Source organism: Phyllobacterium sp. SL163 (genome assembly GCF_049896885.1).
Classification (GTDB): Bacteria; Pseudomonadota; Alphaproteobacteria; order Rhizobiales; family Rhizobiaceae; genus Phyllobacterium; species Phyllobacterium calauticae.
Map to the genome: position 1 here is coordinate 28,716 of NZ_JAFCVE010000012.1, position 26,629 is coordinate 55,344.

Here is a 26,629-nt window from a genome sequence, read left to right on the forward strand (position 1 = left end):
TCGCTCCCGAATTTAGCGCATAAGAAACTTAATTTTCCTAATGATCAAGTAAATTTTCCTTATCGCGTCAATGGGCGGGCTGTAGTAGCGTAAATCGCGATAAATTGTAGGATGATAGAATTATAATGACCGATCAGAAAACTGGCTTGGGTGACTTTCTTCGGGACATTCGCGTTCGCAAGCATTGGACTTTGTTGGAAGTGAGCGAAATGACCGGGCTTGCGGTGTCGACGCTTTCCAAGGTCGAGAACAATCAGATGTCCTTGACCTATGATCGTCTGGTTCAACTCGCAGCGGGGCTGGGCGTCGATATTGTTGAGCTTTTCGGCACAAGGCCTGTGGATTCCACCCCCAATCTTTTGGGGCGCCGCGCCATAAGCCGGCAAGGGGAAGGGCGGCTGATCCAGACCGGAAACTATGACTATCTCTACCTTTGCACGGAAATATCCAAGAAATCCATGGTGCCGATCCTTGCCGTTCTGCATGCCAGGACAATGGAGGAATTTGGTGAATTCGTCCGCCATGACGGTCAGGAATATACCTACGTCGTTGAAGGTGCTCTGGAACTGCACACGGAACACTATGAGCCCGCGACGTTGAAAGCCGGTGATTCAGTCTATTTCGATGCTTCCATGGGGCACGCCTATCTCTCCGTCAGCGAAACTCCGGCGCGGATTCTCTGTGTTTGCTCGACCTCTGAAAAGGATCTGATCAACTCACTGATCGGTGCCGATGGCGAGGTTTCGAATTTGAAAAAGAAATCCAAAAACCAGCGCAAGACTAGTATGATAAGAAAATAAGTTGCGCTTAGGAAAATCATTACCTATTCTGATTGTGCGGATAAATTGCCGGAAACAAGGCGCCGTTCGAGTCCGCCGAACCTCAGAGGGTCTAAAATGGTTTTCTCACATTGGAAAAAAATTGGGCTTGCCCTGTTGCTTGCCACGTCGGTCAGCAGCAGCGCCATGGCCGCCGCAGATGTCCTGGTTCTTGCGCGCGCCGAGGATCCGCCGACAGCGGACCCGGGCGTGGAAATCAGCAACAGCGGCTATACGCTGATCTACGCAGCCTACGAACATCTGGTTGCGTATAAAGGAGCGACCACCGAGGTTGTTCCCGAACTTGCCGAGAGCTGGTCTGTCGATGACGCCAATCTGGTGTGGACGATCAAGCTCGCCGCCGGCCATAAATTCGACGATGGCACCGCCGTTGACGCGGCGGCGGTCAAATTCAGTTTCGATCGCCTGATGAAGCTCAAGGCCGGGCCGTCCGATTCATTTCCCGTGCTGAAGGAAGTGCAGGTCGTCGATCCGATGACGTTGAAATTCGTGTTGTCGTCGCCTTTCGCTCCGTTCCTGTCGACCCTTGCGGTTTCGGGTGCGGCGATTGTCAATCCGAAGGTGATGGAGCACGAAGTCAACGGCGACATGGCCAAGGCCTGGCTTGTCGAGCACTCTGCAGGGAGCGGCGCTTACAGGATTTCGAGCTGGGAGCGCAATCAGAGCATCGTGCTTGACCGCAATCCGCATTTTTCCGGGCCGGCACCTGCCCTGAAGCAGGTCGTCATTCGGGTCATGGGAGAAGTTTCCGCCCGCCGCCTGCAACTCGTCAATGGTGACGCGGATATCATCGAACAGGTGCCCGTCGATCAAGCGGAAGCCCTGAAGAAGGATCCCTCGATTGTTGTCGAGAGCAATCCGAGCCTCTATGTCAGCTACGTCTACCTCAACAACAAGCGTCCGCCGCTGGATGACGTCCGCGTCCGCCAGGCGATTTCCTATGCCGTTGACTATAAGGGCATCGTGGACGGCATCATGCAGGGGCAGGCCGTGCAAATGCGCGGGGCCGTGCCCGACGGAATGTGGGGCCATGATCCCGCAGGTTTCCAGTACAGCTACAACATTGAAAAAGCCCAGGCACTGATGAAGGAAGCGGGTCAGTCCAATGTTCATCTGACCTATACGTTCTCCCAGGCCGATACGTCGTGGGAACCGGTCGGCCTTGCCCTGCAGGCCAGTCTTGCCGAAATCGGCATCAAGCTGGATCTGCAGGCGGTGGCTGATACGACAAAGCGCGAAATGGCGGCCAAGGGCAATTACGACCTTGCCCCGGGTGCCTGGACACCGGATTTTGCCGATCCTTACATGTTCATGAACTATTGGTTCGACCCGGCGAAAATGGGCGGGCCGGGCAATCGCGCATTCTATAATAATGCCAAGGTAACAAGCCTCGTGCAGGAGGCGGCCAGCACAGTTGATCAGGCCAAGCGCGAAAAGCTCTATCTGGAAGCCCAGACGCTTTCCACGCAGGATGCGCCTTATCTCTATCTCATTCAGAAGAATGATATTTTTGCGCGGAGGGCCGCAGTTCAGGGTTATGTCTATAACCCGATGCTGATCCAGGTCTACAACTTCGCGACAATGTCCAAGAAGGAATAGCCGGGCGCTGGCGTGACCACCCGGCCTGACATTTCGTCAGTTGAAACTCCTGTCCTAAGCGTTCACGCAACGCGAGGGACAGGAGGACCATCGGGTTCCGTCCGGACAGGACGGAAGGGATGCGCGCATTTCCATGATGTGACTCAGCATAACCTGCACGAAATGAGGATTGATGTTCATGACAATCACTCGAATTATCGTTCCGCGCCTCATCCTGTTGTTCTTCGTCGTCTTTGGCGTTGCCATCATTACTTTCGCCATTTCGCACCTGATACCCGGAGATCCCGCACGCCTGATCGCCGGAGACCGGGCGAGCGCGGAAACGCTGGAGAATGTGCGGCGCGACCTGGGGCTCGACCGGCCGGTCACCGATCAGTTCGTCATCTATGTGCGTAGCCTGCTGCACGGCGATCTTGGAACGTCGCTGCGAACGCGGCGGCCGGTAGCCGCCGACATCGCGACCTTTCTGCCGGCCACGCTGGAGCTTGGCATTCTCTCGCTCGTGCTAGCGGTCCTGATTGGCGTGCCGCTCGGGGTTTTCTCGGCGATCTACAAGGATGGCCCGATCGACCAGATTGCCCGCACAATCTCGGTCTGCGGTATTTCGATGCCGGTCTTCTGGTTCGGCATGGTGGTTATCCTCCTGTTCTATGCCAAATTGCAGATTCTGCCGGGAAGCGGCAGGCTGGCCATGGCCTTTGCCGTACCGCAGCGTGTCACCGGCTTCTTCCTGATCGATACCTTGCTTGAGGGCCGGTTTGACGCGTTTCTCAGTGCCGTGCGGCATCTCATTCTGCCGACCTTCGTGCTGGCCTTCGCCAATCTCGGTGTCATTACGCGGCAGATCCGCGCGTCGATGCTGGATGTGCTGCAGGAAGACTATATCCGCACCGCCCGGGCAAGCGGCCTGCGGCGCAGGGTCGTCATTTTCAACCATGCCTTGCGCAATGCGTTGATACCCTCGATCACGCTGCTCGGTCTTGCCTTGGGCGATCTGCTCTACGGGGCCGTGCTCACCGAAACCATCTTCGCCTGGCCGGGCATGGGCACCTACGTGGTGACGTCGATCCAGACCCTGGATTTCCCGGCCATCATGGGATTCACCGTGGTTGCCTCCATCGGCTACGTCCTCATCAATCTGGTGATCGACCTGGCTTACATGCTTGCTGATCCGCAAATCCGGGAGGTGGGATAATGGTTGCAATCAATCCCGAAGATCAAACCGCTGCAGGCCGCGTGTCGAAGCGCTCGCGACTGCATTTTCTCTGGTATCTGACGCGGCGCAGCCCGCTGACACTGGTCGGGCTGCTGATCATCACGCTGCTCGTCATCATGATCGTCGGCGCCCCCTTCATCGCGCCGTATGACCCCAACAAGGTCATGCTGTCGGCGCGGCTGATGCCGCCGAGCGCAGCCCATTGGTTCGGCACGGATGAAGTTGGCAGGGACCTGTTCTCCCGCGTTGTCTACGGCTCGCGCGCGTCCTGCGGCGCGGCCTTCATGATCGTGCTCATTTCCATGAGCATCGGCGTGTTTCTGGGTTGCCTGTCGGGAATTGCTGGCGGAATTTTCGACAGCGCCATGATGCGTATCATGGACGTCGTCCTGGCCTTGCCCGCACTGGTGCTTGCCATGGCCTTGGCGGCCGCCCTTGGCCCAAGCCTTTTCAATTCGATGCTGGCGGTGGCGATCGTGCGTATACCGGCCTATGTCAGGCTGGCGCGCGGCCAGACGCTCTCGCTGCGCGAGCGGGTTTTCGTCAAGGCATCCCGAACGTTCGGAGCCTCCAACCTCTACATCCTGCGCTGGCACATGCTGCCGAATGCACTTTCCCCGCTGATCGTACAGGCAACGCTCGATCTCGGCGGCATTGTCCTCATCGCGGCGGCGCTGAGTTTCATTGGCCTTGGCGCACAGCCGCCAACGGCGGAATGGGGCGCGCTTGTCAGCAGCGGCCGGAGTTTCATCCTCGATCAGTGGTGGTATGGCACGTTTCCGGGGCTGGCAATTCTTGTGACGGCCATGGGCTGCAATCTTCTGGGTGACGGCATCCGCGACATGCTGGATCCGCGATTGGGGACGAGATAATGACGGCACACAGCGTACAGCGTCCGCACGCGTTGAGCATCGAAAACCTTTCGCTCGAATTTCCGACCTATGCCGGCGCCATCAAGGCGCTGGATGGCGTGACGATCAAAGTAGGAAATGCCGAAATCGTCGGTCTGGTCGGCGAGTCAGGCTGCGGCAAGTCCGTCAGCACAATGGCGGCAACACGCCTGTTGCCGGAAGGCCGGTACAAGATCACGCAAGGGAGCATTCGTCTCTTTGGGCGCGATCCGATGGCGATGGACGAAGAGGAGCTTCAGCAGGTTCGCGGCAAACTGGTTTCGACCATTTTCCAGGAGCCCATGAATGCGCTCAACCCGACGATCCGGATCGGCCAGCAGCTGGTGAGCGTCATTCGGCGTCACGAAGCGCTTGGCAGAAAAGCGGCCGAAGCGGTGGCGGTCAATATTCTGGCCGATATGCTCATCCCGGAGCCCGCCCGCATCATGCAGGCCTATCCCTTTGAACTGTCGGGCGGCATGCGCCAGCGGGTGCTCATCGCCATGGCATTCTCGTGCAATCCGGGCCTGATCATCGCCGACGAACCGACAACGGCTCTGGACGTCACGGTCCAGGCGGCGATCCTGCGGCTTATTCAGGGGCGGGCAAGGCGAACCGGAACATCGGTGGTGTTCATATCCCACAATATCGCCGTGGTATCGCAAATCTGCGACCGGCTTTACATCATGTATGCCGGGCGCATCGTGGAGTCAGGGCCGACCCGCGCGGTCCTCGACCGGCCACAGCATCCCTATACCCGGGCGCTTCTGCGCTGCCTGCCCGAACGTGTCCGGCCAAAGGAGCCGCTTGAGTCCATTCCCGGCACGGTACCCAATCTCCTCGATCCGCCGCCCGGATGTTTTTACCGGCCGCGATGCCCGGAGGCTGATACGAGATGTATGGAGAAGCCGCATGAAACCGCCTTGCCGGGCGGGCAGTCGGTCTCCTGCTGGCAACGGGCCGGCCATCCATCCCTGCCGTCGAGCGAGGTTCCGTCGTGAAAGCAGCACCTCTCCTCAGCGTTGAAAATCTCACTGTCCGGTTTCCCGGAGCAACAAACTGGTACGGGCGGGTGACCTCGCAGGTCCATGCCGTCAACAATGTCGATCTCTGCGTGCTGCCGGGCGAAAGCCTCGGCATCGTCGGGGAATCCGGCTGCGGCAAGAGCACGCTCGTTCAGGCGGTGATCGGCCTGGTGGGGCTGACGAGCGGCAGAGTACTGGTGGACGGGCATGATTTTGCCGGTGCAAACGGCACGCTCAAGCGCGATCTCCGGCAGAAGATGCAGATCGTCTTTCAGGACCCGCAATCGTCGCTTGATCCGCGGTTGCCGGTCTGGCGCCTGATCACGGAACCGCTGCATATCAGGGGAGGCATGCCGGCGGCTGCCTTGCGGGCGCGGGCGGAAGAACTTGCCATCTCCGTCGGGTTGAGAAGCGACCAGCTCGACCGCCTGCCGCACGAGTTTTCCGGGGGGCAGCGCCAGCGCATCGCCATTGCCCGGGCTTTGAGCACGGACCCCGAGCTTCTGATCCTCGACGAGCCGACATCGGCACTGGACGTGTCGGTGCAGGCGCAGATCATCAATCTGCTCTTGAAGCTGCAGCGCGAGCTTGGGCTTTCCTACCTGTTCATCTCGCATGACGTGTCGCTGGTCCGTAACTTCTGCGACCGGGTTGCCGTCATGTATCTTGGCCAGATCGTCGAGGCGGGGCCAGCGGAGGCGGTGTTTGACCATCCCGCACACCCCTATACCCGGACCTTGCTCGCCAGCGTTCCCAGTTTGAAAAACTCTCTTCTTGACGTGGATGCCAGCCTTACCGGCGAGCTTCCGAACAACCGTCGTCTGCCCGCCGGGTGCTACTATCGCGAGCGGTGCGGGTCCGCCGTGCCGGGATGCGAATTGCCGCAAGCGCTGTTGACTGTGCCAAAGGCCGATGCGGAGAAAGCATCCCCTCATCAAGCGCGCTGCCATCTGCATATGCCGGCATAGATTGGAAACACCGCAGGTCGTTTTGATCTGCGGCGTTTCCAGGCGCTCTAGGCTATGGCGGTGGCAAAGGGGTTTTCCACCCTGGGCCAATAGCTGTTCTTCAGTTTTGTATAGGGCAGGTCTTCAAAGTGCGGCTGCAATGCGCCCGGTGCGGCGATGTAAAGAATTTTGCTGGCGATCGGCTCAAATCCGGCGCGGAAGTGATTGCTTGATTTGACGATGACGATTTTCCGCGTGGAGGGATCAAGCCCGAGCGCTGTCATGCATTCCGGATGGAACGTCTGGGTGCGCAGGCTGTTGAGGACGATGTCGACACCATTGCAACTGACCCAGGCGGCATCGCCGATCGACAGCGGCACAATGCCGAAACGCTGGGTGATGCCGGAGGCAAGACGCCGTACGGTCACCGTCAGATCAAGCGGCTGGCCCGATGCCTCGCCGATCTTGCCGCCGATCCGCAAGGGAAGCACCGCGCCTTCCCCGGCTTCGTGGCAAAGCCGGACGGCGATGGGATCCCAATAGAGGCAGCTGGCAACGTCCTTGATGCCCCGTTCGATGACCCGTCTGAGCACGAATGTCGAATCTCCGGGGGCGCCGCCACCCGCATTGTCCGATACGTCGGCAAGCACAACCGTGCCGTGTGGCACCTCCAGTGCCTGGTCGAGCGCTTCGTCAATGCTGCTGTGTTCCGGTTTGAGCTCTTTTCGCAGCGCGAATATTTCCTGGCCAAATGCCGTTGCCAGCGCCTGCGCCTTGCCGATGTCGCGATCCGCCACCACCAGCATCTTTGCGCCGACATCCGCAACATCGCCCCACGGGAAACCGTGGCAGAAGGAGACAGACAAGATGCCGTCCTGTCCCTCGAGCGCTTTCATCCGGTCAACCAGTCCGCGCAGCGGCTGCTGATGCACGCGGAACATGCCGATCATGCGGCAGTCGAAATCGGCCATCACCGGACGGCAGTCGTCCTCAAGCGCCTTGACCAGCAGCTGGAAAAGATGTTCCGCGCGCTCTTCTATGTCCGTATGCGGATATTCCTTGTAGGCGACCAGCATGGTGGCATTGTCGATCATGGTCTTTGTCAGATGGCAGTGCAGGTCCAGTTCCGCACCGATCGGTATATCCGGGCCCACGATCTTGCGGACATGGGACAGAAGATCGCCTTCGACATCGTCATAACCCTCGGCAACGCAGGCGCCGTGCAGCGCCAGCAGCACGCCATCAACGGGCATCGCCGCTCGAAGGTCGGCAAGAATTTCCGCACGAAACGCTTCATAGGTCGTCCGGGTGGTGGTGCCGCCCGGCTCTGCCACCGCGCAGAGGCTTTCAACCACACTCCAGCCGCGAGCCGTTGCCGCATTCGACCAGACATGCATCTGCGACGAGCAGCAGTTCAATGGCCTGGACGTGGCATCGCCATGGGCAATGAGATTTTCACGGAATGCTTCATAGCCCGTTGGTATGGGAGAAAAGGTATTTGTCTCCGTATCCAGGCCTGCAATGAACAGCTTCACGGTGATCCTCCGAAACTTTTGAAAATTAATTTTCCTATAGATAAATTATGTTTCTTGTCGGAAAGTCAATCTCGTATTAAGCCATATGGTCTGGAGCTGGGAGGAAAACATGCGCCTTTACATTTCTGCCGATATTGAGGGGATCGTTGGTGTGGTCAGCCGCGATCATCTGACGCCTGAGGGATTCGAGTATGAACGTGCCCGCGATTGGATGACGGACACGGTTGTCGCCGCCTGCGAGGAGGCGCACGAAAACGGCGTTGAGGAAATCGTGCTGAGCGACTCGCACGGCAATGGCCAGAGCATCAAGATCGAGCGCCTGCCCGATTATGTTCAGATCGTCCGCAGCTGGCCGCGGCCGCTGATGATGATGCAGGGGATCGAGGTCGGGACATTCGCCGGAGCCATGCTGATCGGTTACCATGCGGGGGCCAGCCATATGGGCGGGGTGCTCTCCCACACCATTGGCGGAACGGCATTTCACGAAATCCGCATCAACGGCAAGGTTGTCCCCGAGGCCGGTATCAATGCCGCGACCGCCGGTGATTTCGGCGTTCCGGTCATCCTGGCGTCCGGAGACGATGTGGCGATGCAGGAGATCAGCGAACATCTCGGGGACATCGTGACCGTTCCCGTAAAGTGGGCCTATGGCAGCCGTTCGGCGCGCTCGCTCACCCCCAATGCAGCCCATGAAAAACTGCGGGCGGGCGTGAAGACGGCCCTGTCGCGGATTGGTTCGACGCAGCCGCTGGTGATTGAGAAACCCGTTCTGGAGATCACCTTCCGCAACCGGCTTCCCGCCGAATTCCTGTCCTATCTGAAGTTCGTCGAGCGAACAGACGGCTATACGATCCGCTATCAGGGAGACGATATGGTCGATGTGTCGAAGTTCATCATGTTCGTTCTCGGCTTCAATTCGCAGTTGACCTTCTAGCCACGCACAGCCTGTCACCCGCGATGACAGAGCATTTTCGGGAGTATTGGAACAATGACAAGGGAAGTAGAATGGGCCCGCTTGACGGCCCCGGAACTGAAGGAGCGGGCAGGGCGTCCAAATGCGCTGGTGATCCTGCCGGTTGGCTCGCTTGAGCAGCATGGTCCCCATCTTCCGGTTATCACCGATACCGCCAGCGCTGTTGCGGTGTCGCTGCAGGCGGCGAGGCAGATCGCAGGCGAGATGCCGGTGACGGTTCTGCCCGGCCTCTGGCTCGGCATGAGCGAACATCACTTTCCCTTCGGCGGCACGATCAGCCTCGACTATGCGGCCTATCGCGCCGTGCTGACGAGCATTGTCCGCTCGCTCAAGGTTCTCGGCTTCCAGAGGCTGCTCATCGTCAACGGCCATGGCGGCAACATCGATCCGCTGGCGGTTTCGGTGCGTGAGCTGGCGGTGGAATACGCCATGCCCATCGTCGCTACGACACCGTGGATGCTTGCTCCGGAAAAGCTGGCCGCGGTGTTGGAGGTGGATGCCGGCCCGACCCATGCCTGTGAAGGCGAATCCTCGCTGATGCTGGCCATCGCCGGGGATATGGTGAAGACGGAGAAGTTCTCCGAAGCTGCGGAAAAGCATGACGGCGCCATATCGGTTCCATCCGGGATTTCGCGCTTCTACGCCTTCCCGGAACGAGCTCCGGTCACCGGCACCATGGGAGACCCGCGGTCGGCATCGGCAGAAAAGGGCGAGCGCTTCCTCCAGATTCAGGCGGACGAGCTTGTGTCGCTGATCCGGTCGGAACAACTCTGGTCCAAGCCGCAGGCGGTCTGGGCCGCATCGTAATCCGATTTGGTTTGCAAGGAAGACTGGCGGGGCGTTGTCCTGGCCCCGCCGATAAAAACAAAAGAGGAGAACATCTGATGAATTTCGGTATTGCCCGGCAATCCGCAGCTCTTGCCTGCACCGCTTTATCCCTCGCGCTTTTCCCGGTCCTGGCATCACCGGCCAGCGCCAAAACACTGGTTTACTGCTCAGAGGCTTCGCCTGAAGGGTTTGACCCGGCGCTTTATTCCGCCAACAGCACCTGGGATGCTTCCTCGAAGCCGGTGTACAATCGGCTTGTGGAGTTTCAGAACGGAACAACGACGGTCATTCCCGGTCTCGCCGAGAGCTGGACGATTTCCGATGACAAGCTCACCTATACGTTCAAGCTTCGAAACAACGTAAAATTCCACACCACCGAGTATTTTACGCCCAGCCGCGATCTCAACGCTGACGATGTTATTTTCTCGCTGCAGCGCCAGCTCGACAAGACCAGTCCCTGGCACAGCTATATCACGGGCGTTACCTGGGAAATGACAACCGCCATGGGCCTTCCCGACATGGTCAGGGAAATCAGCAAGGTGGACGACAAGACGGTCAAGATCGTTCTGGCGGCCCCGAGCGCTTCGGTGCTTGCCAACCTTGCCATGGACTTCGCATCGATCCTTTCCAAGGAATATGCTGATCATCTGCAGGCGGATGGAAAGATGACGCAGCTCAACGAACTGCCGGTGGGGACCGGACCGTATCAGTTCGTCAATTACCAGCAGGATTCCGTGATCCGTTTCACCGCCAATCCGGATTACTGGGGCGGCAAGCAGAAGATCGATGACCTGATTTTCTCCATTACCCTCGACCAGACGACGCGGATGCAGAAGCTGCGGGCAGGGGAGTGCCAGGTTGCCTCCTATCCGTCGCCCGCCGATGTCGCCGTGCTGAAAGCCGACAGCGAATTGAAGGTGCTGGAACAACCCGGCCTGAATGTCGCCTATCTCGCCTACAACACGCTTGTTCCGCCCTTCAACAAGCCGGAGGTGCGCAAGGCCTTGAACATGGCGATCAACAAACAGGCCATCGTGGAAGCCGTGTTTCAGGGTATGGGGCAGGTCGCGAAGAACCCGTTGCCGCCGGCAGTCTGGGGCTACAACGATGCCGTCAAAGACGATCCCTACGATCCGGAAAAGGCGAAATCAATGCTTCAGGCTGCGGGCGTCAGCAATCTGGCGATGAAGATCTGGGCAATGCCGGTCAGCCGTCCCTACATGCCCAATGCCCGCCGGGCCGCCGAATTGATCCAGGCCGATTTCGCCAAGGTTGGCGTCTCAGTCGAGATCGTTTCCTATGAATGGGGCGAATATCTCAAGAAGGCGCGCGACAAGAACCGGGACGGAGCCGTCATCCTCGGCGGTACCAGCGACAATGGCGATCCGGATAACCTCTTGAGTTTCTTCTTCAGCTGTACGAGCGTCGGTGCCAGCAATTACTCCAACTGGTGTTTCCAGCCGCTCGATACGCTTCTGCAAAAGGCACGCCAGGTTTCTGATCAGGCCGAGCGCACAAAGCTCTACGAGGAAGCGCAGCTCATCATCAAGAAAGAGGCACCGATCGCGGCCCTTGATCATTCGACCGTCGTCATGCCGATGTCGAAAAAAGTGTCCGGATATGTGCTGGATCCGCTGGGTTCGCATCGTTTCGACGGTGTCGATCTGTCGGAATAGCTGAAAGCTTCGGTGCAGTGACGATTTAGGCAAAAACCGCTTCAGTTTCCGGACGGATATGGCTAGAGCATTCTCCGGCCATCGGAGGAAACTGAGGCGGTGAAATCACCACAAATCACTCAAACATCGGGTATGACGGCCGTTCGAATCTACCGCTCCATGCTCGCAATGGTCGTGCTGGCGGGTATTGGTATCGCGTATTTTGCCATCATACCCGCCGCCCATGTCAGCCGGCTCCGATTGACGGCCAACTTTTTCAGTTATTTCACCATCCAGACCAATGCGCTTGTTTTTCTCGGCCTGGTGTTTTCCCTGGCGGCACCACGGTCCCGGCCGGGGCAATGGGCGCTATGTCCTCCGGTCAGGTCGGCGCTGTTGTCATATGTGGTCATGACCAGCATCATTTATGCCCTTGTCCTGCAGACCGCGTGGCGGCCAACGGGATGGCAGGCACGCGGCGACCAGATTCTGCATTACGCCGTGCCGGTGCTTTACTTCATTGACTGGCTGTTCTGGGTCAGGCGCGGCGCGCTCTTGTGGCGCCATGCCTTGTGGTGGCTGTCTTTCCCCGCGGCTTATGCGGTCTACACCCTGATCCACGGCTATGTCTCCGGGTTCTATCCCTATCCCTTCATCGATGTCCCGGAGATCGGTCTCGATGAAACGGCGGTGAACATGGCCTGGATGACTGCCGGTTTTCTGGGGCTGGGAACACTGGTCATCACTATCGATCGCCTGGCCTGCAGATATGGTGCCCGCATTGCGCGGGCACTCTAGAGCAAATTTGGCGCTAGGCCCGTTCTTCCCAGATCTTTGCGAGCTCGACCAGCGTTTTGACGGCTCTTTCCATGTCCTGGCGGCTGACCCATTCGAGCGGTGAGTGGAAGGCGTGGCCGCCGGCAAAAATATTGGCGCAGGGCAAGCCCATAAAGGACAGCCGCGAACCGTCGGTGCCACCACGGATGCTGCCGCGCACCGGCACCATGCCGGCCCGGCGGACCGCTTCAACCGCGTTGTCGACGATCGCCGGGTGGCGGTCGAGGACGGACTTCATGTTGCGGTACTGCTGCCTGACGGTGAACGTGTAGGACGAACCGGGATAACCGGCCATGACGTCCTTCACCAGCGCTTCGAGCATGGCTTCCTTGGCGGCAAGGCCGTCATCGGTAAAATCACGGATGATGAAGCTGAGCGCCGCCTTTTCCATCGAACCGGTGACGCCTGTCGGATGGATGAAACCCACTTTGCCTTCCGTTGTCTCGGGCGCAATGTCCCGGGGCAACCGGTCGATGATGGCGCCGGCGATCTTGATGGCGTTTTCCATCTTGTCCTTGGCGAAGCCCGGATGAATTGCGACGCCCGAAATGGTGATGTCGACCCCGTCGGCCGAGAAACTCTCGTCCTCGATATGGCCTGCGGTTTCGCCGTCGACGGTATAGGCGAACTGTGCCCCGAGCTTGGCCACGTCCACCTTGTCGACGCCGCGCCCGATTTCTTCGTCCACGGTGAGCAGCAGCTTGATGGTGCCGTGGCGGATATCCGGGTTGTCGACGAGGAACTGTGCCGCCGTGATGATTTCCGCCAGCCCGGCCTTGTCGTCGGCGCCGAGAAGGGTGGTTCCGTCTGTCGTGATGATGTCATTGCCGATCTGGTCGAGCAGGACGGGATGGTCACTGACCCGAATGACCTGCTGCGGATCGCCGAGCAGCTGTATGTCGCCGCCGCCATAGTTCTGCAGGATGCGCGGCTTGACGCTTGTGCCGGTAAAATCGGGCGCTGTGTCCATGTGCGAGCAGAAACAGATGACCGGCACCGGCTTGTCGACATTGGACGGGATGGTTGCGTGGACGTAGCCGTGCTCGTCCATATGCGCATCGGACAGGCCGATGGCGAGCAACTCCCCAACCAGCACATGGCCGAGATTCTTCTGCTTCTCGGTGGACGGTTGTGCGGACGATTTGGGATCCGATTGGGTGTCGATGACGACGTAGCGAAGAAAACGATCGGTAACGGTATCGGTCATGGGCTCAGCTCCAACCTTTGCATGCCAGTGATGCACTGCTGTAGCCTTTGCCGCCGGCATCGTGAACAGATTTTTGCCTTGCTCCCCGCTTTTTCCCGTTCGCCTCCGCCGCAAGCATGCCGCCGGTGTTCAATTGCAGGGTGACAGCCCTGCAATTGATACGATGCATCGCTCCGCCTAAGCGGCCTGCACTTTCCGGGAACCACGGGCCCAGGCGGGAAGCCAATCGCCGTGCGCAGCAAGAAGATCATCGACGAGCGACCATATCTGATCGAGATCCAACTCAGCGGCGGTGTGCGGGTCCATCATCGCCGCATGGTAGATGTGATCCCGGTTTTCGGTCATCAGCGCCTGTACGGTCAGTTCCTGTACATTGATGTTGGTGCGGATGAGGGCGGTGAGTTGCGGCGGCAGCGCGCCGACATGGGTTGGCTGAATGCCGGACGCATCGACAAGGCATGGCACTTCCGCCGCACAATTGGCGGGCAGGGACGTGATGCAGCCATTGTTGCGCACATTGCCGTAGATGACCGATGGTTCGCCGGTCCATACGGAATTCATGATGGACGAGGCATATTCGCGGCTTTCGCTCACTTCGATCCTATCGGCCTTGGCATAGGTTTCCGCCTGTCCCTTCCAGCGTTCGATCTGCTCGATGCAGCGCTTGGGGTATTCATCCAGCGGAATGCCGAACTTTTCGATCAGATCGTCACGGCCTTCCTTGATGAAATAGGGCGTGTACTCGGCAAAATGCTCGGAGCTTTCAGTGACGAAATAGCCGAGCCGCGTGAGCATCTCGTAGCGGACCTTGTTCGGGCAGCGCGGATTCCAGTGGCTGGGCTTGGGCAACCGCCCCTCGCGATAGCCCCGGACTAGATCCGGATAGAGGTCGCGGTAACTGCCATCGGGCTGCTGGTGCTCGAACTGCAGGTAGAAGGCCATATGGTTGATGCCTGCAGCGCGATAGCGGATTTCTCCAATTGGGATGTCGAGGTCGCGCGCCAGTTCGCTCGCCGTTCCCTGCACGGAATGGCAAAGACCTACCTGACGGATCGTTGGGTATTTTTCAGCAATTGCCCAGGTGTTGATGGCCATGGGATTCACATACTGCAGCAGGATGGCCTGCGGGCAGACCGCCAGCATGTCCTCGCAGATTGCCCAGAGATGCGGTACGGTCCGCAGGCCGCGCATGATGCCGCCAACACCAAGGGTGTCGGCAATGGTCTGGCGCAGGCCGTATTTCTTCGGAACCTCGAAATCTGTGACGGTGCAGGGCTCGTATCCGCCGATCTGGAACGCAACCACGACGAAGTCCGCCTTCTCGAGTGCACGCCGGCAGTCCGTATGCGTTTCGATGATGGCCTTGGCATCGAGTGTTTTTGCCAGCTTGCCGGCGACGATGGCGCTCTCGGCGAGGCGCTGCGGATTGATGTCCATCAGCGCGATTTTTGCGCCCGACAGGGCCGGGCGCTGCAGAACATCGCCGATGATGTTTTTCATGAAGACGGTCGATCCGGCTCCGATAAAGGTGACTTTGGGCTGTTTTGACATGGCAATCTCCGGGAGGATTATGCGGCTACCTCGAAGGCGGCTTTGACAAGCCGTTCAGTGTAGGCGGTCTTGGGATGAAAGAGAACGTCGTTGACGGGGCCTTCCTCGACGACCTTGCCGTGCTGCATGACCATGACACGATGGCAAAGCGCACGAACCACTTTCAGGTCGTGGGAAATGAAGAGGTAACTGAGACCGCGCTCATCCTGCAGCTTGCGCAAGAGATCGATGATCTGCGCCTGGACAGACAGGTCGAGCGCCGATGTGGGTTCGTCGAGAAGGATGAATTCCGGTTCCAGCGCAATGGCACGTGCAATGGCGACGCGCTGGCGCTGGCCGCCGGAGAATTCGTGCGGGAAGCGGGACAGGATATTGTGCGGCATCCCGGCACTCGCCAGGGCTTTCTGGACACGGTCGAGACGGTCCGCCCGGTTGACGCCGATCCCATTGATAACCAGTCCTTCCTCGATGATCTGCCCGATCGACATGCGCGGGTTGAGCGAGGAAAACGGGTCCTGGAACACGATCTGCATGCGCGAGCGCAGCGGCCGCATTTCGGCCCGCGACTTGTCGTGGATCGGCTGCCGGTCGAAGTAAATCTCGCCGCTGTCCGTATGCACCAGCCGGACGAGCGCCTGTCCGAAGGTGGTCTTGCCGGAGCCGGATTCACCGACGATACCGAGCGTCTCGTGTCTGTGGAGTTTCAGGCTGAGACTGTCGACAGCCACAAGCTCGTGCAATTGCGGCTTGAAGAAACCGCCGCGTTTCAACATGTAGGTCACCCGCACCGACTTGCCCTCCAGAATGGCTTCGCAGTCCGCCGGCATCGGGTTGGCCTGCCCTCTGGGTTCGGACCCGAGGAGATGGCACGTATAGGGGTGGCGGGGGGTGGCAAAGAGCGCTGCGGTCGTGTTGTGCTCCTTCACCTCGCCATGCTGCATGACGTAGACATAATCGGAAAACTGCCGGACGACGGTAAGGTCATGGGTGATGAGAATGACCGCCATTCCAAGCCGCTTCTGCAGATCGCGGATGAGGTTGAGGATCTGGGCCTGCACCGTCACGTCGAGAGCGGTGGTCGGCTCGTCGGCAATCAATACGTCGGGATTGTTGGCGAGCGCCATGGCAATCATGACGCGCTGGCGCTGACCGCCGGAAAGCTGGTGCGGATATTGGTTGAGCCGGGATTCCGGATCGGGAATTTGCACCTGTATCAACAGGTCCAGCGCGCGTTGCCGGGCGTCGCGCCGGCTGATGCGCTGGTGCACGCGGATGGCTTCGACGATCTGGCTGCCGATCGTATAGATCGGGTTGAGCGAGCTCATGGGCTCCTGAAAGATCATGGACATGCGATTGCCGCGCAACGCGCGCCGCGCCCGGCTCGAGAACTTGAGAATATCCTTGCCGTCATAGGCAATTTTCGATTCCTGGGACACCACGGCGCGCTTTGTCAGGAGCCCCATGATGGTGCGGGCGGTCACCGATTTCCCCGACCCGGATTCGCCGACAATGGCAATCGTCTCGCCGCGATAAAGTTGGAAGGAGACATCCTTGACGGCCTCCACGACCCCCTCTTCGACCGTGAAGCGGACGGCGACATTGCGGGCATCGATGATCGGATTGTCCCGATGGGCTGAATTGTCCAGCCGCTGTTCGGGTGCCATGGTGCTTGGTTCCTGCGTGTGCATGATTTCCGGCCTCAATAGGGATCGACAGCATCGCGCAAACCGTCGCCCAGGGCATTGAAGGCAAAGACGGTCACAAGCACGAAGGCGACGGGGGTGAGAATCCACGGGTAGGACCCGATGACGGAATAGGTGGCGGTGTCCTGCAGCATCAGCCCCCAGGAAATCAGCGGAGGCTTCACCGCAAACCCGAGGAAGCCCAGAAAGGATTCCAGAAGGACAATGTGCGGGATCGCGATGGTGACGGCAACGATCACGTGGCTCATGACATTGGGAAAGATGTGCTGGAAAATGATGCGCCGGTCTGAGGCACCCACCGCCAGCGCCGCACGCACATATTCGATGCGGGCAAGTGCCAGTGTCTTGCCGCGCACTTCACGCGACATCTGCGCCCAGCCAAGCGCCGACATGATGATGATGACGAAACCAAGGAAAATGCTCGTCGGAGCCGTGACGGGTATGAGCGAGCTGAGGGCGAGATACAGTGGAAGCTGGGGAAATGCCAGGACCAGTTCAACGAAACGCTGTGTCCAGGCATCGAACCGTCCGCCGAAATAGCCGGAGACCAGTCCGACGGTCGTGCCGACAACCGTCACGATGGAGACGACAATCAGCGCAATCATCAGCGAGACGCGGGAGCCGTAAATGGCTCTGGAGAGAACGTCACGGCCGAACTTGTCGGTTCCAAGGAAATGCACGGGCTTGCCGTCGAGGGTGCCGAAGAAATGCCGGTCCGCCGGGATGATGCCAAGCAGCTTGTATTCAAAGCCCTTGACGAAGAACCCCAACAGGCGGGGATTGCCATAGTCCAGCCCGACCACCGGCTGGAATGTCACCGGATCGAGTTCCTCGGTCTCGGCGACCGGATAGGTGCGCGGGCGCAGATTGAAATGCCCGTCCTTGTCGAAGAAGCGCACGGCTTCCGGCGGTGCGAAGCCGATCTCCGTCTGGGAGGGATCGACAGGAGCAAAGAAACCGGCGAAGACGGCCATAACAAGCAGCAGGCAGACGAGGACAAGTCCGATCATGCCGGTCCAGGACCGTTTGAGGCGCCGCCACACGAGAGCCGAATAGCTTTCATTGCCGCGGTTGGCTTTGCGGATGTCCACGGCGGCAACCGGCGGTCTTATCTGGATTTGCATCACCGCGCCTCCCCGTACTGGCGAACCCGCGGGTCCATCAGCGCCAGCAGAACGTCTGCAATGATGTTGCCGACAATCAATGTTGCCGAGAGCACCAGCATGAAGGTCGCCGTGACATAGACGTCTCCGATCCACATGGACCCGACGATGGCGGGCCCGACCGTCGGCAGCGCGAAGATGATGGCGGTTTCGATCTCGCCGGTCAGCATGTATGGCAGGACGACGCCCTGATACATGATGAGGGGATGCAGCGCATTCGGCACCGCATGGCGCATGATGACAGCGCCCTCGCTCAAACCCTTGGCCCGTGCCGTCTCGACATATTGGGCGTTGAGCGTGTCGAGCAGATTGCCGCGCATCACGCGCATATTGTAGGCGAGCCCGCCAAAGGTGGCGATGGCAACGACCGGCCACACGTGCTGGACCAGATCGACGAACTTGCCCCACGACCACGGCGCACCGCCATAGCGCGGGGAATAAAAGCTGCCGATCTCCGAGACGTTGAAGTGAAACACCATGATGTAGACAATGATCAGCGCCATCAGGAAGCGCGGCACGGTCATGCCCAGGAACGATATGCCGGAGAGCAGGCTGTCCACCCAGGAATATTGCCGCGTGGCGGCCAGTATCCCGAAGCTGATCCCGATGATCGACGCGAGGATATGGCAGGTGAGGGCGAGGAGAAGCGTGCGCGGCAACCGCTCGCCAACCACATCGGCAACCGGCTTGTTGTAGAACATGCTGTGGCCGAAATCCCCGCGGGTCACCATGCCGACGATCCAGTTGACGTATTGCACGGGCAGCGGCTTGTCGAGGCCATTGGCAACCCGGTACGCCTGCGCCTGTGCATCGGCTGCCTCGAAGGACGCGCCACCCTGGTTCATCAGCTGTGAGCGGATGTAGTCGGAGTAATCGCCAGGCGGTGCCTGAATGATGGCAAAGGTCACGACGCTCAGCACAAACAGCACCGGGATGGCGGATGCGATACGCACAAGCAGGAATCGTAGCATGGGCCGGTTCGCTTTTCTTGTGTTGGTTTCAAAACTGGCGTGAACACATTCATGCCGTTGGATTTTTCAGTCCACCCCGCCGGTCGCAACGCGGTGCGACCGGCCGGATCAGAGGCCTTGGGAGGCTTAGTTCATCGGTCCGGGTCCGCCGGGTTTTCCCGGCAATTGCTGCGGGAACAGTTCATAGTCGCCCTGCTTGTCCGCCTTGACGAAGATGCGTTCACGGATGACGGCATCTTCAGCCCAGTTGAACATGAAAATCGGCGCCCCGGACGGGATGTTGGAGAAGCGCTTGTTGATGACCAGTGCGCCGGCAAATTCAGTCAGCCCGACCGTGTTGACGTTGGCGGTGTAAACCTTCTGATAGCGTTTCATCAGTTCAGCCCGCTCGGCATTGTCCTGGCTCGCGATGAATGCGTTGACGATTTTCACCAGTTCTTCCTCGTAGGGCATCAGGTCGACCGTGCCGTTTTCCGGGGCACGGTGGTACCAGCTTGTGCGTGGCCCGACAGGCGCCAACTGTTCCGTGTTCTGCACGACGGAGGCGAGTTCCGACCTGTTGCGCAGGATCATCCAGTCAAAGCGCCCGCCGTAATTGGCAGCATCCCGCTGGTTGCCGTCAAGGGCGTTGAGAATGACACGCAGTCCGAGTTTTTCCAGCTGCGCGATGACACCCTCGGCAAGGTTCTTGTCGGTGCTGTAGGCATTGTTCACGAGAAGGGTGATCTCGACGTCCTTCCCGCCAGCCTTGTCCGGCGGGAAATTGACGATACCATTGCCGTCGGTGTCCTTCAGGCCGGCCTTGGCCAGTTCAGCCTTCGCCCCCTCCAGATCGAAGGGGTAATAGACGGTGGACTGCCGGTCGTAGAAGCTCGTTGCTGATGACAGCCCGCCCGGATAGATCGCCGTGAACGGTCCTTTGACAAGGGCTTCGCCGAGCTTCTTGCGGTCGATGGCCATGGTGACGGCCTTGCGGAAATGCTCGTTGCGATTGAGTTCGCGCACGGCCTGACCGCGCGCATCGGGTGCGCCCCAGCCATTGGCGGAAAAGTTCATGTCGAGATTATAGCCGATCAGGCGGGGTCCGAAGGCAAGCCGGGCGGGTGCATTGTCCTGCGCGGCGCGTTTCAGCGACTCCACGAAGTTTTCCGGCTGTTCGAGATTGGAGAAATCGGCGGCCCCTGCAACGGTCTGGACGTCACGGTCGGCCCATGTGGAAAGCTTGTAATGCATCTCGTTGACATAGGGCAGCTGGTTGCCGGCTTCGTCGACTTTCCAGTAGTAGGGGTTGCGGCGCATCACGATGATGTCGTCGGGGCGGTATTCGACCGGTACCCAGGCACCCATGACCGGCATGTTCATATATTCCGGCGGGAAAGCGTTCTTGTACTGGTCGTAGGTTGTCCCGGCATATTTGGGATGTTTCGTCTTCAGGATATGCGCCGGGCCGGGGCAGAACGTGCCATAGGCCATGGCATAGAGATACTGGCGCGGGAACGCATCCTTGAAAGTCCACTGGACCGTATAGGCATCAATTTTCTTCAGCGTTGTGCCAACGCCGAAGGTTTCCTGTGTTGCGCCATTCAGCGGTGAAACATTGGGATCGAGGACATTGTCTTCCCAATAGTACATGACGTCATCGGCATCGAATGGCGCACCATCGGACCATTTTGCGCCTTCGATCAGATGCATGGTCAGCGTGTGGCCATCCGGCGACCAGTCCCACCCCTTGGCGAGGTTGGGCAGCGGTTCGACGTCGCTCGCTTCGACCTGGAACAGCGGTGCCGTTCGCGTCAGGCATTCGGACAGGCCGATGTCGATGCCTCCATAACCCTGCGACTGGCCGCCACTGTAGTTCCAGCCCTCCGGCCGGCCGCCGATGACGTGCCGCAAGGTATCACCGTAGACACCGATGCCATCGGGCATGTTGGTCGTCCGGTAGACAAGCGGCTGCTTGGGCAGGCGGTCCTGAACCGGCGGAAGCTTGCCGGTCTTGACGAACTTCTCGGTCATCCAATCCGGCTCATGATAGGCGGGCAGGGTCTTGAATTCGAGGATCGCGTCGCGCGGGACATAGGTGATTTTGGCTTGCGCTTTGAAGGATGGCGGTTCAGGCGGAACTGTCGGCTCCGATGCCGCTGCCGGAACGGCCAGCATCGAAACACCCAAGGCGAGTGTACTCCAATAGCGCAGATGGCTCATCGTCTCTCCCTCTCGATTTGATCCAGCCGGTATGGCCATTCCCGTCTCCTCCAAGCCGGGAAAAGCCGCTGGAAAGCTAATTCACGGCCTGCGTCATCAATGCTTTCTCTGCCCGCAATTCTTCGATCGAGCGCACGGAACGGCTGGCAGAACCTTTCCATTCACGCGTTGCCACGGTCTTGTGGCGCAGGCGTTCCTTTGCCGCATCGATCGCATGGGCATATTGCGGCAGCCAGGGTGCTTGCGCGACGATCATCTCATCGACCATCTGCCAGACTTCCTCCGGCGTGCACACGGCGCCAACCAGCGGATCATGCAGGACGGCAAGCTTCAGAAGATCGATGTCGCCGCTGATGGCGGCGTGGACGGCCATGCGCTGCACGTTGATCGATGCCATGCAGGTCGCGGCGCAGGCTTCCGGCAATGTGATGCCGGAGACCATGTTGATGCCGAACCGGTCAACGAAGCCAGGTGATTCAATGATCGCATCGGCGGGAAGGTTGGTGATGATCCCGGTGTTGCGGGTGTTGAAATGGCCACGGTAGACCCGTCCGGTTTCCAGCGCTTCCAGAATATGGCTCGCATGTTCGTTGGAGCGGCGTGCCGGATCGATCGGCTTGGCGGCCGCTTCGAGAAACTGCGCAAATTCGGTCTCGAACCAGTTTCTGGTTTCGGTCGAATGCCGGAGGTAGCCGCCGGTCTCGCCATGGATCCAGTTGGACATGTCGATCCATCTGGCGATTTCATCGGGACGCTTGCGGTACCACGGCAGATATTCCGAGAGATGGCCGTTGCTTTCGGTGGAATAGACGCCGAAGCGCTTCAGCACATCGATGCGCAGCTTTTCCTGCTGGGAAAAGACCGGATGCGCCTCGAATGCGGCAATGAGTTCCTCCTTGCCGATCCTGCGTCCGCGCAGGCGGATATCGACAAACCAGGTCTGATGATTGATGCCCGAGCAGATATAGTCGAGCTCGTCCTTGGACCGGGCGCCCAGAACTTCCGCGATTTGCTCCGCCCCATGCTGAACCCCGTGGCACAGGCCGACCGTGTCGACCTTGCCATATTCAATGGCCGCCCATGTGTTCATCGCCATCGGGTTAGCGTAGTTGAGGAATTTTGCGCCGGGTTCCGCAACTTCGCGGATGTCCTTGCAGAAGTCGAGAATGACGGGGATGTTACGCTGTCCGTAAAGGATGCCGCCGGCGCAGATCGTATCGCCGACGCATTGATCGATGCCATATTTCAGGGGAATGCGGATGTCATCGGCATAGGCTTCGAGCCCGCCGACCCGCACGCAGCTGATGATGTAGCGGGCACCTTCGATGGCCGTGCGCCGGTCGGTCGTGGCGGTTACCCGGGTTGGCAGATGGTTGGCCTCGACAATACGGTCGAGAATGGACCTGATCATTCCAAGGTTGTGTTCGCTGATGTCGGTCAGGGCAAATTCGATGTCCCTGAATTCCGGCACGCACAGAATGTCCGTAAACAGTTTCTTTGTGAAACCCACGCTGCCCGCGCCGATAATGGCAATTTTGAAACTGCTCATGCTGACCTCACCGTGCCCATCATCAATGCGGGTGAAAGCAACAGGGCAGGGTAGCTCCGGTGGAAAAACACCGGGCTTTGCAAAGACCAGGATTTTCCTGTCTTTCCCCTTGTTCTATTCCTTACCCGCAGTTCATCCGCTGTTCTTGATTGGCATTATGCGTATATTCGTGGGAGCGAATAGAGAGGGATTATGCTTTTGAGGGTAATTTTGTGCTGCAGAAACTGATCGATACCGGGCATACCATGAAGACGGTTTCCCTGCCGCGAGGCCGCCATACGCTGCACACCATGCCGACCAGCACCGGTTATGAGGTGCGGCGCGATGAAATCTATGATTGGGACGGCCGAAAACGCGGCCAGACCCCCTTCACCGTCCTGCAGCACACGATCAGCGGAACGGGCATGCTCCGCTATGAGAACCGCAACTACAAGGTGCGCGAGGGTGAAACTCTGCTGGTCCTCGTGCCGCATAACCATCGCTACTGGCTCGAGAAAGGCGATCACTGGGAGTATTTCTGGATTTCCATGAATGGCGAGGAAGCGCTGCGCATCCACCGCTCGGTGCTCGCCGCCCAAGGGCCGGTTTTGCGCTTGCCGGGCGAGACGATAGAGCATCTGGCCGATTGCAGCCTGCGCCTGATCGCGGACGCGGAGACCGCCGGCCGCGCCTCGGCCATCGCCTACGAGGCCGCCATGGCGCTCTATGACGGCGTGTTCGGCTCGCACCCCGTCGATCAGCACGAGAAGACCGTCATGCAGCCCGTCATCGATCACATCAGCGCCAATCTGGACAAACCGCTTCCCGTCGACGAGCTGGCACGGGTATCGGGGTTGAGCCGGGCGCATTTCTCCCGGGTCTTTGCCGAGTGCGAGGGGCTGCCCCCGGCGGAGTTCGTGCTGCAGAAGCGGATGCAGCGGGCGACAAAGCTTCTGACCAACGCCGCATTCCTTCCGGTCAAGGAAGTGGCGATCATGACCGGTTTCGACGATGCCAATTACTTTTCAAAGGTATTCCGCCGCATCTACGGCGCCAGTCCGACGGAATTCCGCACCACGGGCATGTATGCCAGTCTTTCAACGCGCGCATCGGGATCGGGTGAAAGCTGATGCGGCAGACGGGCGGCGAACCGAAGCTGCCCCCTGCTGCGATCATCCGGTCAGGTTTTGAAACGGACGATCACGCGCTGCCCGATGAGGAATGGTGACTTGGGCTGAATGCTGATAATGCACTCCGCCGTGCGGATGTCGACGCGATCACCGGGCGCATCCCGCGATTTGGGCTGTTCGAGCACATGCTGGATGCTGGTGACGCGTCCCTGGATGGACATGGTGTCATCGTTTTCGGCGATGATGTCGACATCCATGCCCGGTTTGACCAGCTTGACAAACTGCTCCTGAATTTCGGCGCGGACGATACGCGGTGCCTCCGGCAGAAGCGTGAAAAGTTGGGTAACGGCTTGCGTCGATACGACTTCGCCAACGCGGGCGGACTGGCGGATGATGCGTGCCGCGATGGGCGCGCGGACAAGCCGCATCTCGACTTCGAGACGGCTGTTGTCCGCACGGCTTTCCGCTGCCGCCAGGGCGGCTTCGGCGATGACCACTTCGGCTTTGGTTGCCGACAACTGCGCCTCGGCTTCGTCAAGCGCCTGGGCCGAAACGGCATTTCCTGCCGCTGCCCGGCGCAGCCGTGCCGCCTGACGAGTCTGGGCACTCAGCTTTGTCTGCAACGCGTCCAGCTGGCCCTTGGACTGGCGTGCTTCGGCTTCGGCGGTGCGAACCGCGATCAGTTCGCGGCGATTGTCAAGCGCGGCGAGGATATCGCCGGCTTTGACCCGCTGTCCTTCCTTCACCGGCACATCCTGAATTACCCCGTCACGCTGGGTGGAGAGTCGCAGCAGGCCGCCCTCGACATCCACGACACCGCGTGCCGCCGCAATAATGCCTGGTCTGGCCTGGGCAATTTCCGCCTGATTGGCCTCCGTCGCGCTCGACATGGCCCAGAGTGCCAGACCGGCACCGCCCAGCGCTGCCAGAACGATCGCATACTGCAGAGAGGTGCGGCTAAACATAGTCATGACTGGTATTTCCTGACGCTTTTGCACCGGCGGCGGGACGCCAGTCACGAAGAATGCGGCCATCTTCCATTTGCAGGACACGGTCCGCGTGGGCAATAAGACGCGGGTCATGCGACACGCACAGAACCGTGGCCCGGGTTCGTCTTGCAATCGTGTGAAGAATCTCGATTACGATCTGGCCGTTGACGCTGTCGAGCGCGCTGGTCGGCTCATCGGCAAACAGAATGGCGGGTTTCTTCACAATGGCGCGGGCGATGGCCACCCGCTGCTTTTCGCCGCCGGACAGTTCGGCGGGGTGCAGGTGGCGCCGGGCAGCGAGACCAACCTGTTCCAGCGCCCGTTCCGCCCGCTCCGCCGTCTCTTCGGCGGCAACACCGAGATAGTCCAACGGCACCTGGACCTGTTCGACGGCGGTCAGGGCCGGGAACAGGTTGAAGCCCTGGAAGACGAAACCGCAATGATGCAGGCGAAAGGAATCGCGCTCGGCATCGCTTGCCGCCACAAGATCGGTTCCAAGCGTTCTGATCGCGCCTGAATCGGGAATGGTCAGGCCGCTCAACGTCGCCAGCAAAGTGCTCTTGCCGCATCCGGATGGCCCGATGATCAGGGTCAGTTCGCCCTGGAAGATATCGATGGATACGTCCTGCAATGCAATCGTGCGGATTTGCTTGACGACAAATGCCTTGCTGATGCCGGTCGCGGAAATCGTTGGCTGCATGGCGGTCACCGGAGCAATGTTGCTGGATCGGCGTGCTGCAGACGCCGCAGGGCGAAAAGGCCGGCAGCGAACGCCACGGTGAGCACAACGGTGGATGCTGCCAGAACGATGCTTGTCCGCAGTTCAAAGGGCACGCTGTAGATGCGGGCTATGAGAGCGGCGGCGGTGCTGAAGACGGCGCCGACAATCAAGCCGAGAACCCCGACCCAGGCGGCCTGTTCGATGACGATGGCCCGCAGTCCCTTGAATGATACGCCGAGGGCCCGCAGCGTTGCATATTGCGGAATGGATCCGGCCACGGCGGCCATCAGTGTCTGGCTGGTGACGAGAGCGCCGACGAGCATGGCGATGATGGTTGCGAAGATGAAGGCGATACCGGCACCGGATTCGAGAAGCCAGTACCGTATCGACATTCCCGCCAGTTCCGGGGCGGACCACACGTGAAAGCGCGGGATTCCCGCTGGATTGTTCAAACGCTCGCGAATGGCTTCCGCTGGTCCGAACTTTGTCACAGTGTAAAGGAAATAGGTCACGTCGTCCGTTGCCCCAAGCGCATTGTCCAGAGTCCGCGCAGTTTCTATCGACGTGACGACGTTTACGCCGCCCAGCCCGCGCAGGCCCTCGATCAAACCGACAATGTGAATGCGGCGGCCATTGACCTCGGCGGTATCGCCGACATCGATGGCCAGCTTGTGCCTGTCGGTGGCATCCACCAGGGCAGTTCCGGGTTGCTGCAGCAGGTTGCGCATTGCCGGGGGAACAACCGTCGAGAGGCCGATGCTGCGAGGGCGCGCGTCAATGCCGACAATATTGATGCTGGTGCCGCCGCCGCGCGCGCCGCGCCAGTCGCCGGAGCCGAGCAGGAAGCGTTCCACATGGGAAATGTTCGGTTCCATGTACAGGCTGGTTGCGATGCTGGCGCTGATCGGCCGCCCAAGATCCACGCTTTGCGTGCCGGGAAAACCCACCCAATACTGCGCGCTGGACTGTGTAACGTAGAGCGCATTGGACCCGATGATGCCGAGAAGCAGGGCGCCCTGGACGATCATGAGAACGCCGGAAAAACCCACAGCCACAATCGCCGGAAGAAACCGCCGCCATTCATGGACCAATGTTTTGCGTGCTATCGAAACGGACATCC

23 protein-coding genes are annotated in these 26,629 nt (G+C 59.6%); 11 read left to right on the top strand and 12 right to left on the bottom strand.

What is annotated here, in order from left to right; translation table 11 throughout:
• Positions 1-125: 125 nt before the first annotated feature.
• The 6 genes from ACP7B1_RS22845 to ACP7B1_RS22870 all read left to right on the top strand — a co-directional run bounded on the left by ACP7B1_RS22845 (position 126) and on the right by ACP7B1_RS22870 (position 6,537).
• Complete coding sequence (locus tag ACP7B1_RS22845) at positions 126-800, top strand: XRE family transcriptional regulator (protein ID WP_346305901.1); 675 nt, start codon at positions 126-128, stop codon at positions 798-800.
• Positions 801-896: 96 nt separating this feature from the next.
• Complete coding sequence (locus ACP7B1_RS22850; RefSeq protein ID WP_426137270.1) at positions 897-2,438, top strand: ABC transporter substrate-binding protein; 1,542 nt, start codon at positions 897-899, stop codon at positions 2,436-2,438.
• Between the two features lie 178 nt (positions 2,439-2,616).
• Positions 2,617-3,633 (top strand): ABC transporter permease, encoded by a 1,017-nt coding sequence (locus ACP7B1_RS22855; protein ID WP_223615839.1) that lies wholly within the window; start codon positions 2,617-2,619, stop codon positions 3,631-3,633.
• Positions 3,633-4,526 (top strand): D,D-dipeptide ABC transporter permease, encoded by an 894-nt coding sequence (gene ddpC, locus ACP7B1_RS22860; RefSeq protein ID WP_223615838.1) that lies wholly within the window; start codon positions 3,633-3,635, stop codon positions 4,524-4,526. Before ACP7B1_RS22855 ends, ddpC begins: the two co-directional genes overlap by 1 nt.
• Positions 4,526-5,545 (top strand): ABC transporter ATP-binding protein, encoded by a 1,020-nt coding sequence (locus ACP7B1_RS22865; protein WP_346307163.1) that lies wholly within the window; start codon positions 4,526-4,528, stop codon positions 5,543-5,545. The genes ddpC and ACP7B1_RS22865 overlap by 1 nt, the downstream gene beginning before the upstream one ends.
• Positions 5,542-6,537 carry an oligopeptide/dipeptide ABC transporter ATP-binding protein gene (locus tag ACP7B1_RS22870; RefSeq protein WP_346307164.1) on the top strand — a complete coding sequence of 332 codons (996 nt, stop codon included), beginning with the start codon at positions 5,542-5,544 and terminating at the stop codon, positions 6,535-6,537. Before ACP7B1_RS22865 ends, ACP7B1_RS22870 begins: the two co-directional genes overlap by 4 nt.
• 47 nt (positions 6,538-6,584) lie before the next feature.
• Here ACP7B1_RS22870 and ACP7B1_RS22875 read toward each other — a convergent pair whose 3' ends face one another.
• On the bottom strand, positions 6,585-8,051 hold the full coding sequence (locus ACP7B1_RS22875; RefSeq protein ID WP_346307165.1) for a M81 family metallopeptidase: 1,467 nt from the start codon (positions 8,049-8,051) through the stop codon (positions 6,585-6,587).
• 109 nt (positions 8,052-8,160) lie between these two features.
• Here ACP7B1_RS22875 and ACP7B1_RS22880 point away from each other — a divergent pair, with 109 nt between their 5' ends.
• The 4 genes from ACP7B1_RS22880 to ACP7B1_RS22895 all read left to right on the top strand — a co-directional run bounded on the left by ACP7B1_RS22880 (position 8,161) and on the right by ACP7B1_RS22895 (position 12,305).
• Positions 8,161-8,985 (top strand): M55 family metallopeptidase, encoded by an 825-nt coding sequence (locus ACP7B1_RS22880; RefSeq protein ID WP_346307166.1) that lies wholly within the window; start codon positions 8,161-8,163, stop codon positions 8,983-8,985.
• 54 nt (positions 8,986-9,039) lie between these two features.
• Complete coding sequence (locus tag ACP7B1_RS22885) at positions 9,040-9,831, top strand: creatininase family protein (protein ID WP_346307167.1); 792 nt, start codon at positions 9,040-9,042, stop codon at positions 9,829-9,831.
• Between the two features lie 77 nt (positions 9,832-9,908).
• Entirely contained in the window at positions 9,909-11,528 is a 1,620-nt protein-coding gene (locus ACP7B1_RS22890) for an ABC transporter substrate-binding protein (RefSeq protein WP_346307168.1), read from the top strand.
• A 99-nt stretch (positions 11,529-11,627) separates the two neighbouring features.
• A complete protein-coding gene (locus tag ACP7B1_RS22895; protein WP_346307169.1) occupies positions 11,628-12,305 on the top strand; it encodes a Pr6Pr family membrane protein in 678 nt (225 codons plus the stop codon).
• A 13-nt stretch (positions 12,306-12,318) separates the two neighbouring features.
• On the opposite strand, the gene pepT is transcribed toward ACP7B1_RS22895, so the two are convergent.
• From pepT to ACP7B1_RS22935, 8 genes are all read right to left on the bottom strand, one after another.
• Positions 12,319-13,551 carry a peptidase T gene (gene pepT / locus ACP7B1_RS22900; RefSeq protein ID WP_426137271.1) on the bottom strand — a complete coding sequence of 411 codons (1,233 nt, stop codon included), beginning with the start codon at positions 13,549-13,551 and terminating at the stop codon, positions 12,319-12,321.
• Between the two features lie 4 nt (positions 13,552-13,555).
• Entirely contained in the window at positions 13,556-13,720 is a 165-nt protein-coding gene (locus ACP7B1_RS22905; RefSeq protein WP_426137272.1) for a hypothetical protein, read from the bottom strand.
• A gap of 8 nt (positions 13,721-13,728) precedes the next feature.
• Positions 13,729-15,102, bottom strand: coding sequence for an alpha-glucosidase/alpha-galactosidase (locus ACP7B1_RS22910; protein ID WP_426137273.1), 1,374 nt, complete (start codon positions 15,100-15,102; stop codon positions 13,729-13,731).
• Positions 15,103-15,119: 17 nt separating this feature from the next.
• On the bottom strand, positions 15,120-16,766 hold the full coding sequence (locus tag ACP7B1_RS22915; protein ID WP_346305544.1) for an ABC transporter ATP-binding protein: 1,647 nt from the start codon (positions 16,764-16,766) through the stop codon (positions 15,120-15,122).
• 35 nt (positions 16,767-16,801) lie between these two features.
• Entirely contained in the window at positions 16,802-17,929 is a 1,128-nt protein-coding gene (locus tag ACP7B1_RS22920) for an ABC transporter permease (RefSeq protein WP_346305545.1), read from the bottom strand.
• The gene (locus ACP7B1_RS22925) at positions 17,929-18,939 is read right to left on the bottom strand and encodes an ABC transporter permease (protein WP_223615826.1); all 1,011 of its coding nucleotides are present in this window, start codon (positions 18,937-18,939) and stop codon (positions 17,929-17,931) included. The genes ACP7B1_RS22920 and ACP7B1_RS22925 overlap by 1 nt, the downstream gene beginning before the upstream one ends.
• Positions 18,940-19,065: 126 nt before the next feature.
• Positions 19,066-21,141 (bottom strand): ABC transporter substrate-binding protein, encoded by a 2,076-nt coding sequence (locus ACP7B1_RS22930; RefSeq protein ID WP_426137283.1) that lies wholly within the window; start codon positions 21,139-21,141, stop codon positions 19,066-19,068.
• 76 nt (positions 21,142-21,217) lie between these two features.
• The gene (locus ACP7B1_RS22935) at positions 21,218-22,690 is read right to left on the bottom strand and encodes an alpha-glucosidase/alpha-galactosidase (protein WP_346305378.1); all 1,473 of its coding nucleotides are present in this window, start codon (positions 22,688-22,690) and stop codon (positions 21,218-21,220) included.
• 245 nt (positions 22,691-22,935) lie between these two features.
• Here ACP7B1_RS22935 and ACP7B1_RS22940 point away from each other — a divergent pair, with 245 nt between their 5' ends.
• Positions 22,936-23,799 (top strand): AraC family transcriptional regulator, encoded by an 864-nt coding sequence (locus ACP7B1_RS22940; protein ID WP_403182507.1) that lies wholly within the window; start codon positions 22,936-22,938, stop codon positions 23,797-23,799.
• A 50-nt stretch (positions 23,800-23,849) separates the two neighbouring features.
• Here ACP7B1_RS22940 and ACP7B1_RS22945 read toward each other — a convergent pair whose 3' ends face one another.
• The 3 genes from ACP7B1_RS22945 to ACP7B1_RS22955 are packed head-to-tail and all read right to left on the bottom strand — an operon-like array spanning position 23,850 to position 26,627.
• Complete coding sequence (locus tag ACP7B1_RS22945; RefSeq protein ID WP_346305377.1) at positions 23,850-24,770, bottom strand: HlyD family secretion protein; 921 nt, start codon at positions 24,768-24,770, stop codon at positions 23,850-23,852.
• Positions 24,757-25,488 (bottom strand): ABC transporter ATP-binding protein, encoded by a 732-nt coding sequence (locus tag ACP7B1_RS22950; protein WP_223615822.1) that lies wholly within the window; start codon positions 25,486-25,488, stop codon positions 24,757-24,759. The genes ACP7B1_RS22945 and ACP7B1_RS22950 overlap by 14 nt, the downstream gene beginning before the upstream one ends.
• Positions 25,489-25,493: 5 nt before the next feature.
• Positions 25,494-26,627 (bottom strand): ABC transporter permease, encoded by a 1,134-nt coding sequence (locus ACP7B1_RS22955; protein ID WP_346305376.1) that lies wholly within the window; start codon positions 26,625-26,627, stop codon positions 25,494-25,496.
• Positions 26,628-26,629: the final 2 nt, after the last annotated feature.

Coding starts and splice junctions, on each gene's coding strand:
- ACP7B1_RS22945 (WP_346305377.1), bottom strand. CDS start 24,770: ATGACTATGTTTAGCCGCACCTCTCTGCAGTATGCGATCGTTCTGGCA.
- ACP7B1_RS22855 (WP_223615839.1), top strand. CDS start 2,617: ATGACAATCACTCGAATTATCGTTCCGCGCCTCATCCTGTTGTTCTTC.
- ACP7B1_RS22910 (WP_426137273.1), bottom strand. CDS start 15,102: ATGTCAAAACAGCCCAAAGTCACCTTTATCGGAGCCGGATCGACCGTC.
- ACP7B1_RS22940 (WP_403182507.1), top strand. CDS start 22,936: ATGAAGACGGTTTCCCTGCCGCGAGGCCGCCATACGCTGCACACCATG.
- ACP7B1_RS22865 (WP_346307163.1), top strand. CDS start 4,526: ATGACGGCACACAGCGTACAGCGTCCGCACGCGTTGAGCATCGAAAAC.
- ddpC (WP_223615838.1), top strand. CDS start 3,633: ATGGTTGCAATCAATCCCGAAGATCAAACCGCTGCAGGCCGCGTGTCG.
- ACP7B1_RS22925 (WP_223615826.1), bottom strand. CDS start 18,939: ATGCTACGATTCCTGCTTGTGCGTATCGCATCCGCCATCCCGGTGCTG.
- ACP7B1_RS22845 (WP_346305901.1), top strand. CDS start 126: ATGACCGATCAGAAAACTGGCTTGGGTGACTTTCTTCGGGACATTCGC.
- ACP7B1_RS22905 (WP_426137272.1), bottom strand. CDS start 13,720: ATGCATCGTATCAATTGCAGGGCTGTCACCCTGCAATTGAACACCGGC.
- ACP7B1_RS22930 (WP_426137283.1), bottom strand. CDS start 21,141: ATGAGCCATCTGCGCTATTGGAGTACACTCGCCTTGGGTGTTTCGATG.
- ACP7B1_RS22920 (WP_346305545.1), bottom strand. CDS start 17,929: ATGCAAATCCAGATAAGACCGCCGGTTGCCGCCGTGGACATCCGCAAA.
- pepT (WP_426137271.1), bottom strand. CDS start 13,551: ATGACCGATACCGTTACCGATCGTTTTCTTCGCTACGTCGTCATCGAC.
- ACP7B1_RS22890 (WP_346307168.1), top strand. CDS start 9,909: ATGAATTTCGGTATTGCCCGGCAATCCGCAGCTCTTGCCTGCACCGCT.
- ACP7B1_RS22885 (WP_346307167.1), top strand. CDS start 9,040: ATGACAAGGGAAGTAGAATGGGCCCGCTTGACGGCCCCGGAACTGAAG.
- ACP7B1_RS22880 (WP_346307166.1), top strand. CDS start 8,161: ATGCGCCTTTACATTTCTGCCGATATTGAGGGGATCGTTGGTGTGGTC.
- ACP7B1_RS22950 (WP_223615822.1), bottom strand. CDS start 25,488: ATGCAGCCAACGATTTCCGCGACCGGCATCAGCAAGGCATTTGTCGTC.
- ACP7B1_RS22850 (WP_426137270.1), top strand. CDS start 897: ATGGTTTTCTCACATTGGAAAAAAATTGGGCTTGCCCTGTTGCTTGCC.
- ACP7B1_RS22955 (WP_346305376.1), bottom strand. CDS start 26,627: ATGTCCGTTTCGATAGCACGCAAAACATTGGTCCATGAATGGCGGCGG.
- ACP7B1_RS22915 (WP_346305544.1), bottom strand. CDS start 16,766: ATGGCACCCGAACAGCGGCTGGACAATTCAGCCCATCGGGACAATCCG.
- ACP7B1_RS22935 (WP_346305378.1), bottom strand. CDS start 22,690: ATGAGCAGTTTCAAAATTGCCATTATCGGCGCGGGCAGCGTGGGTTTC.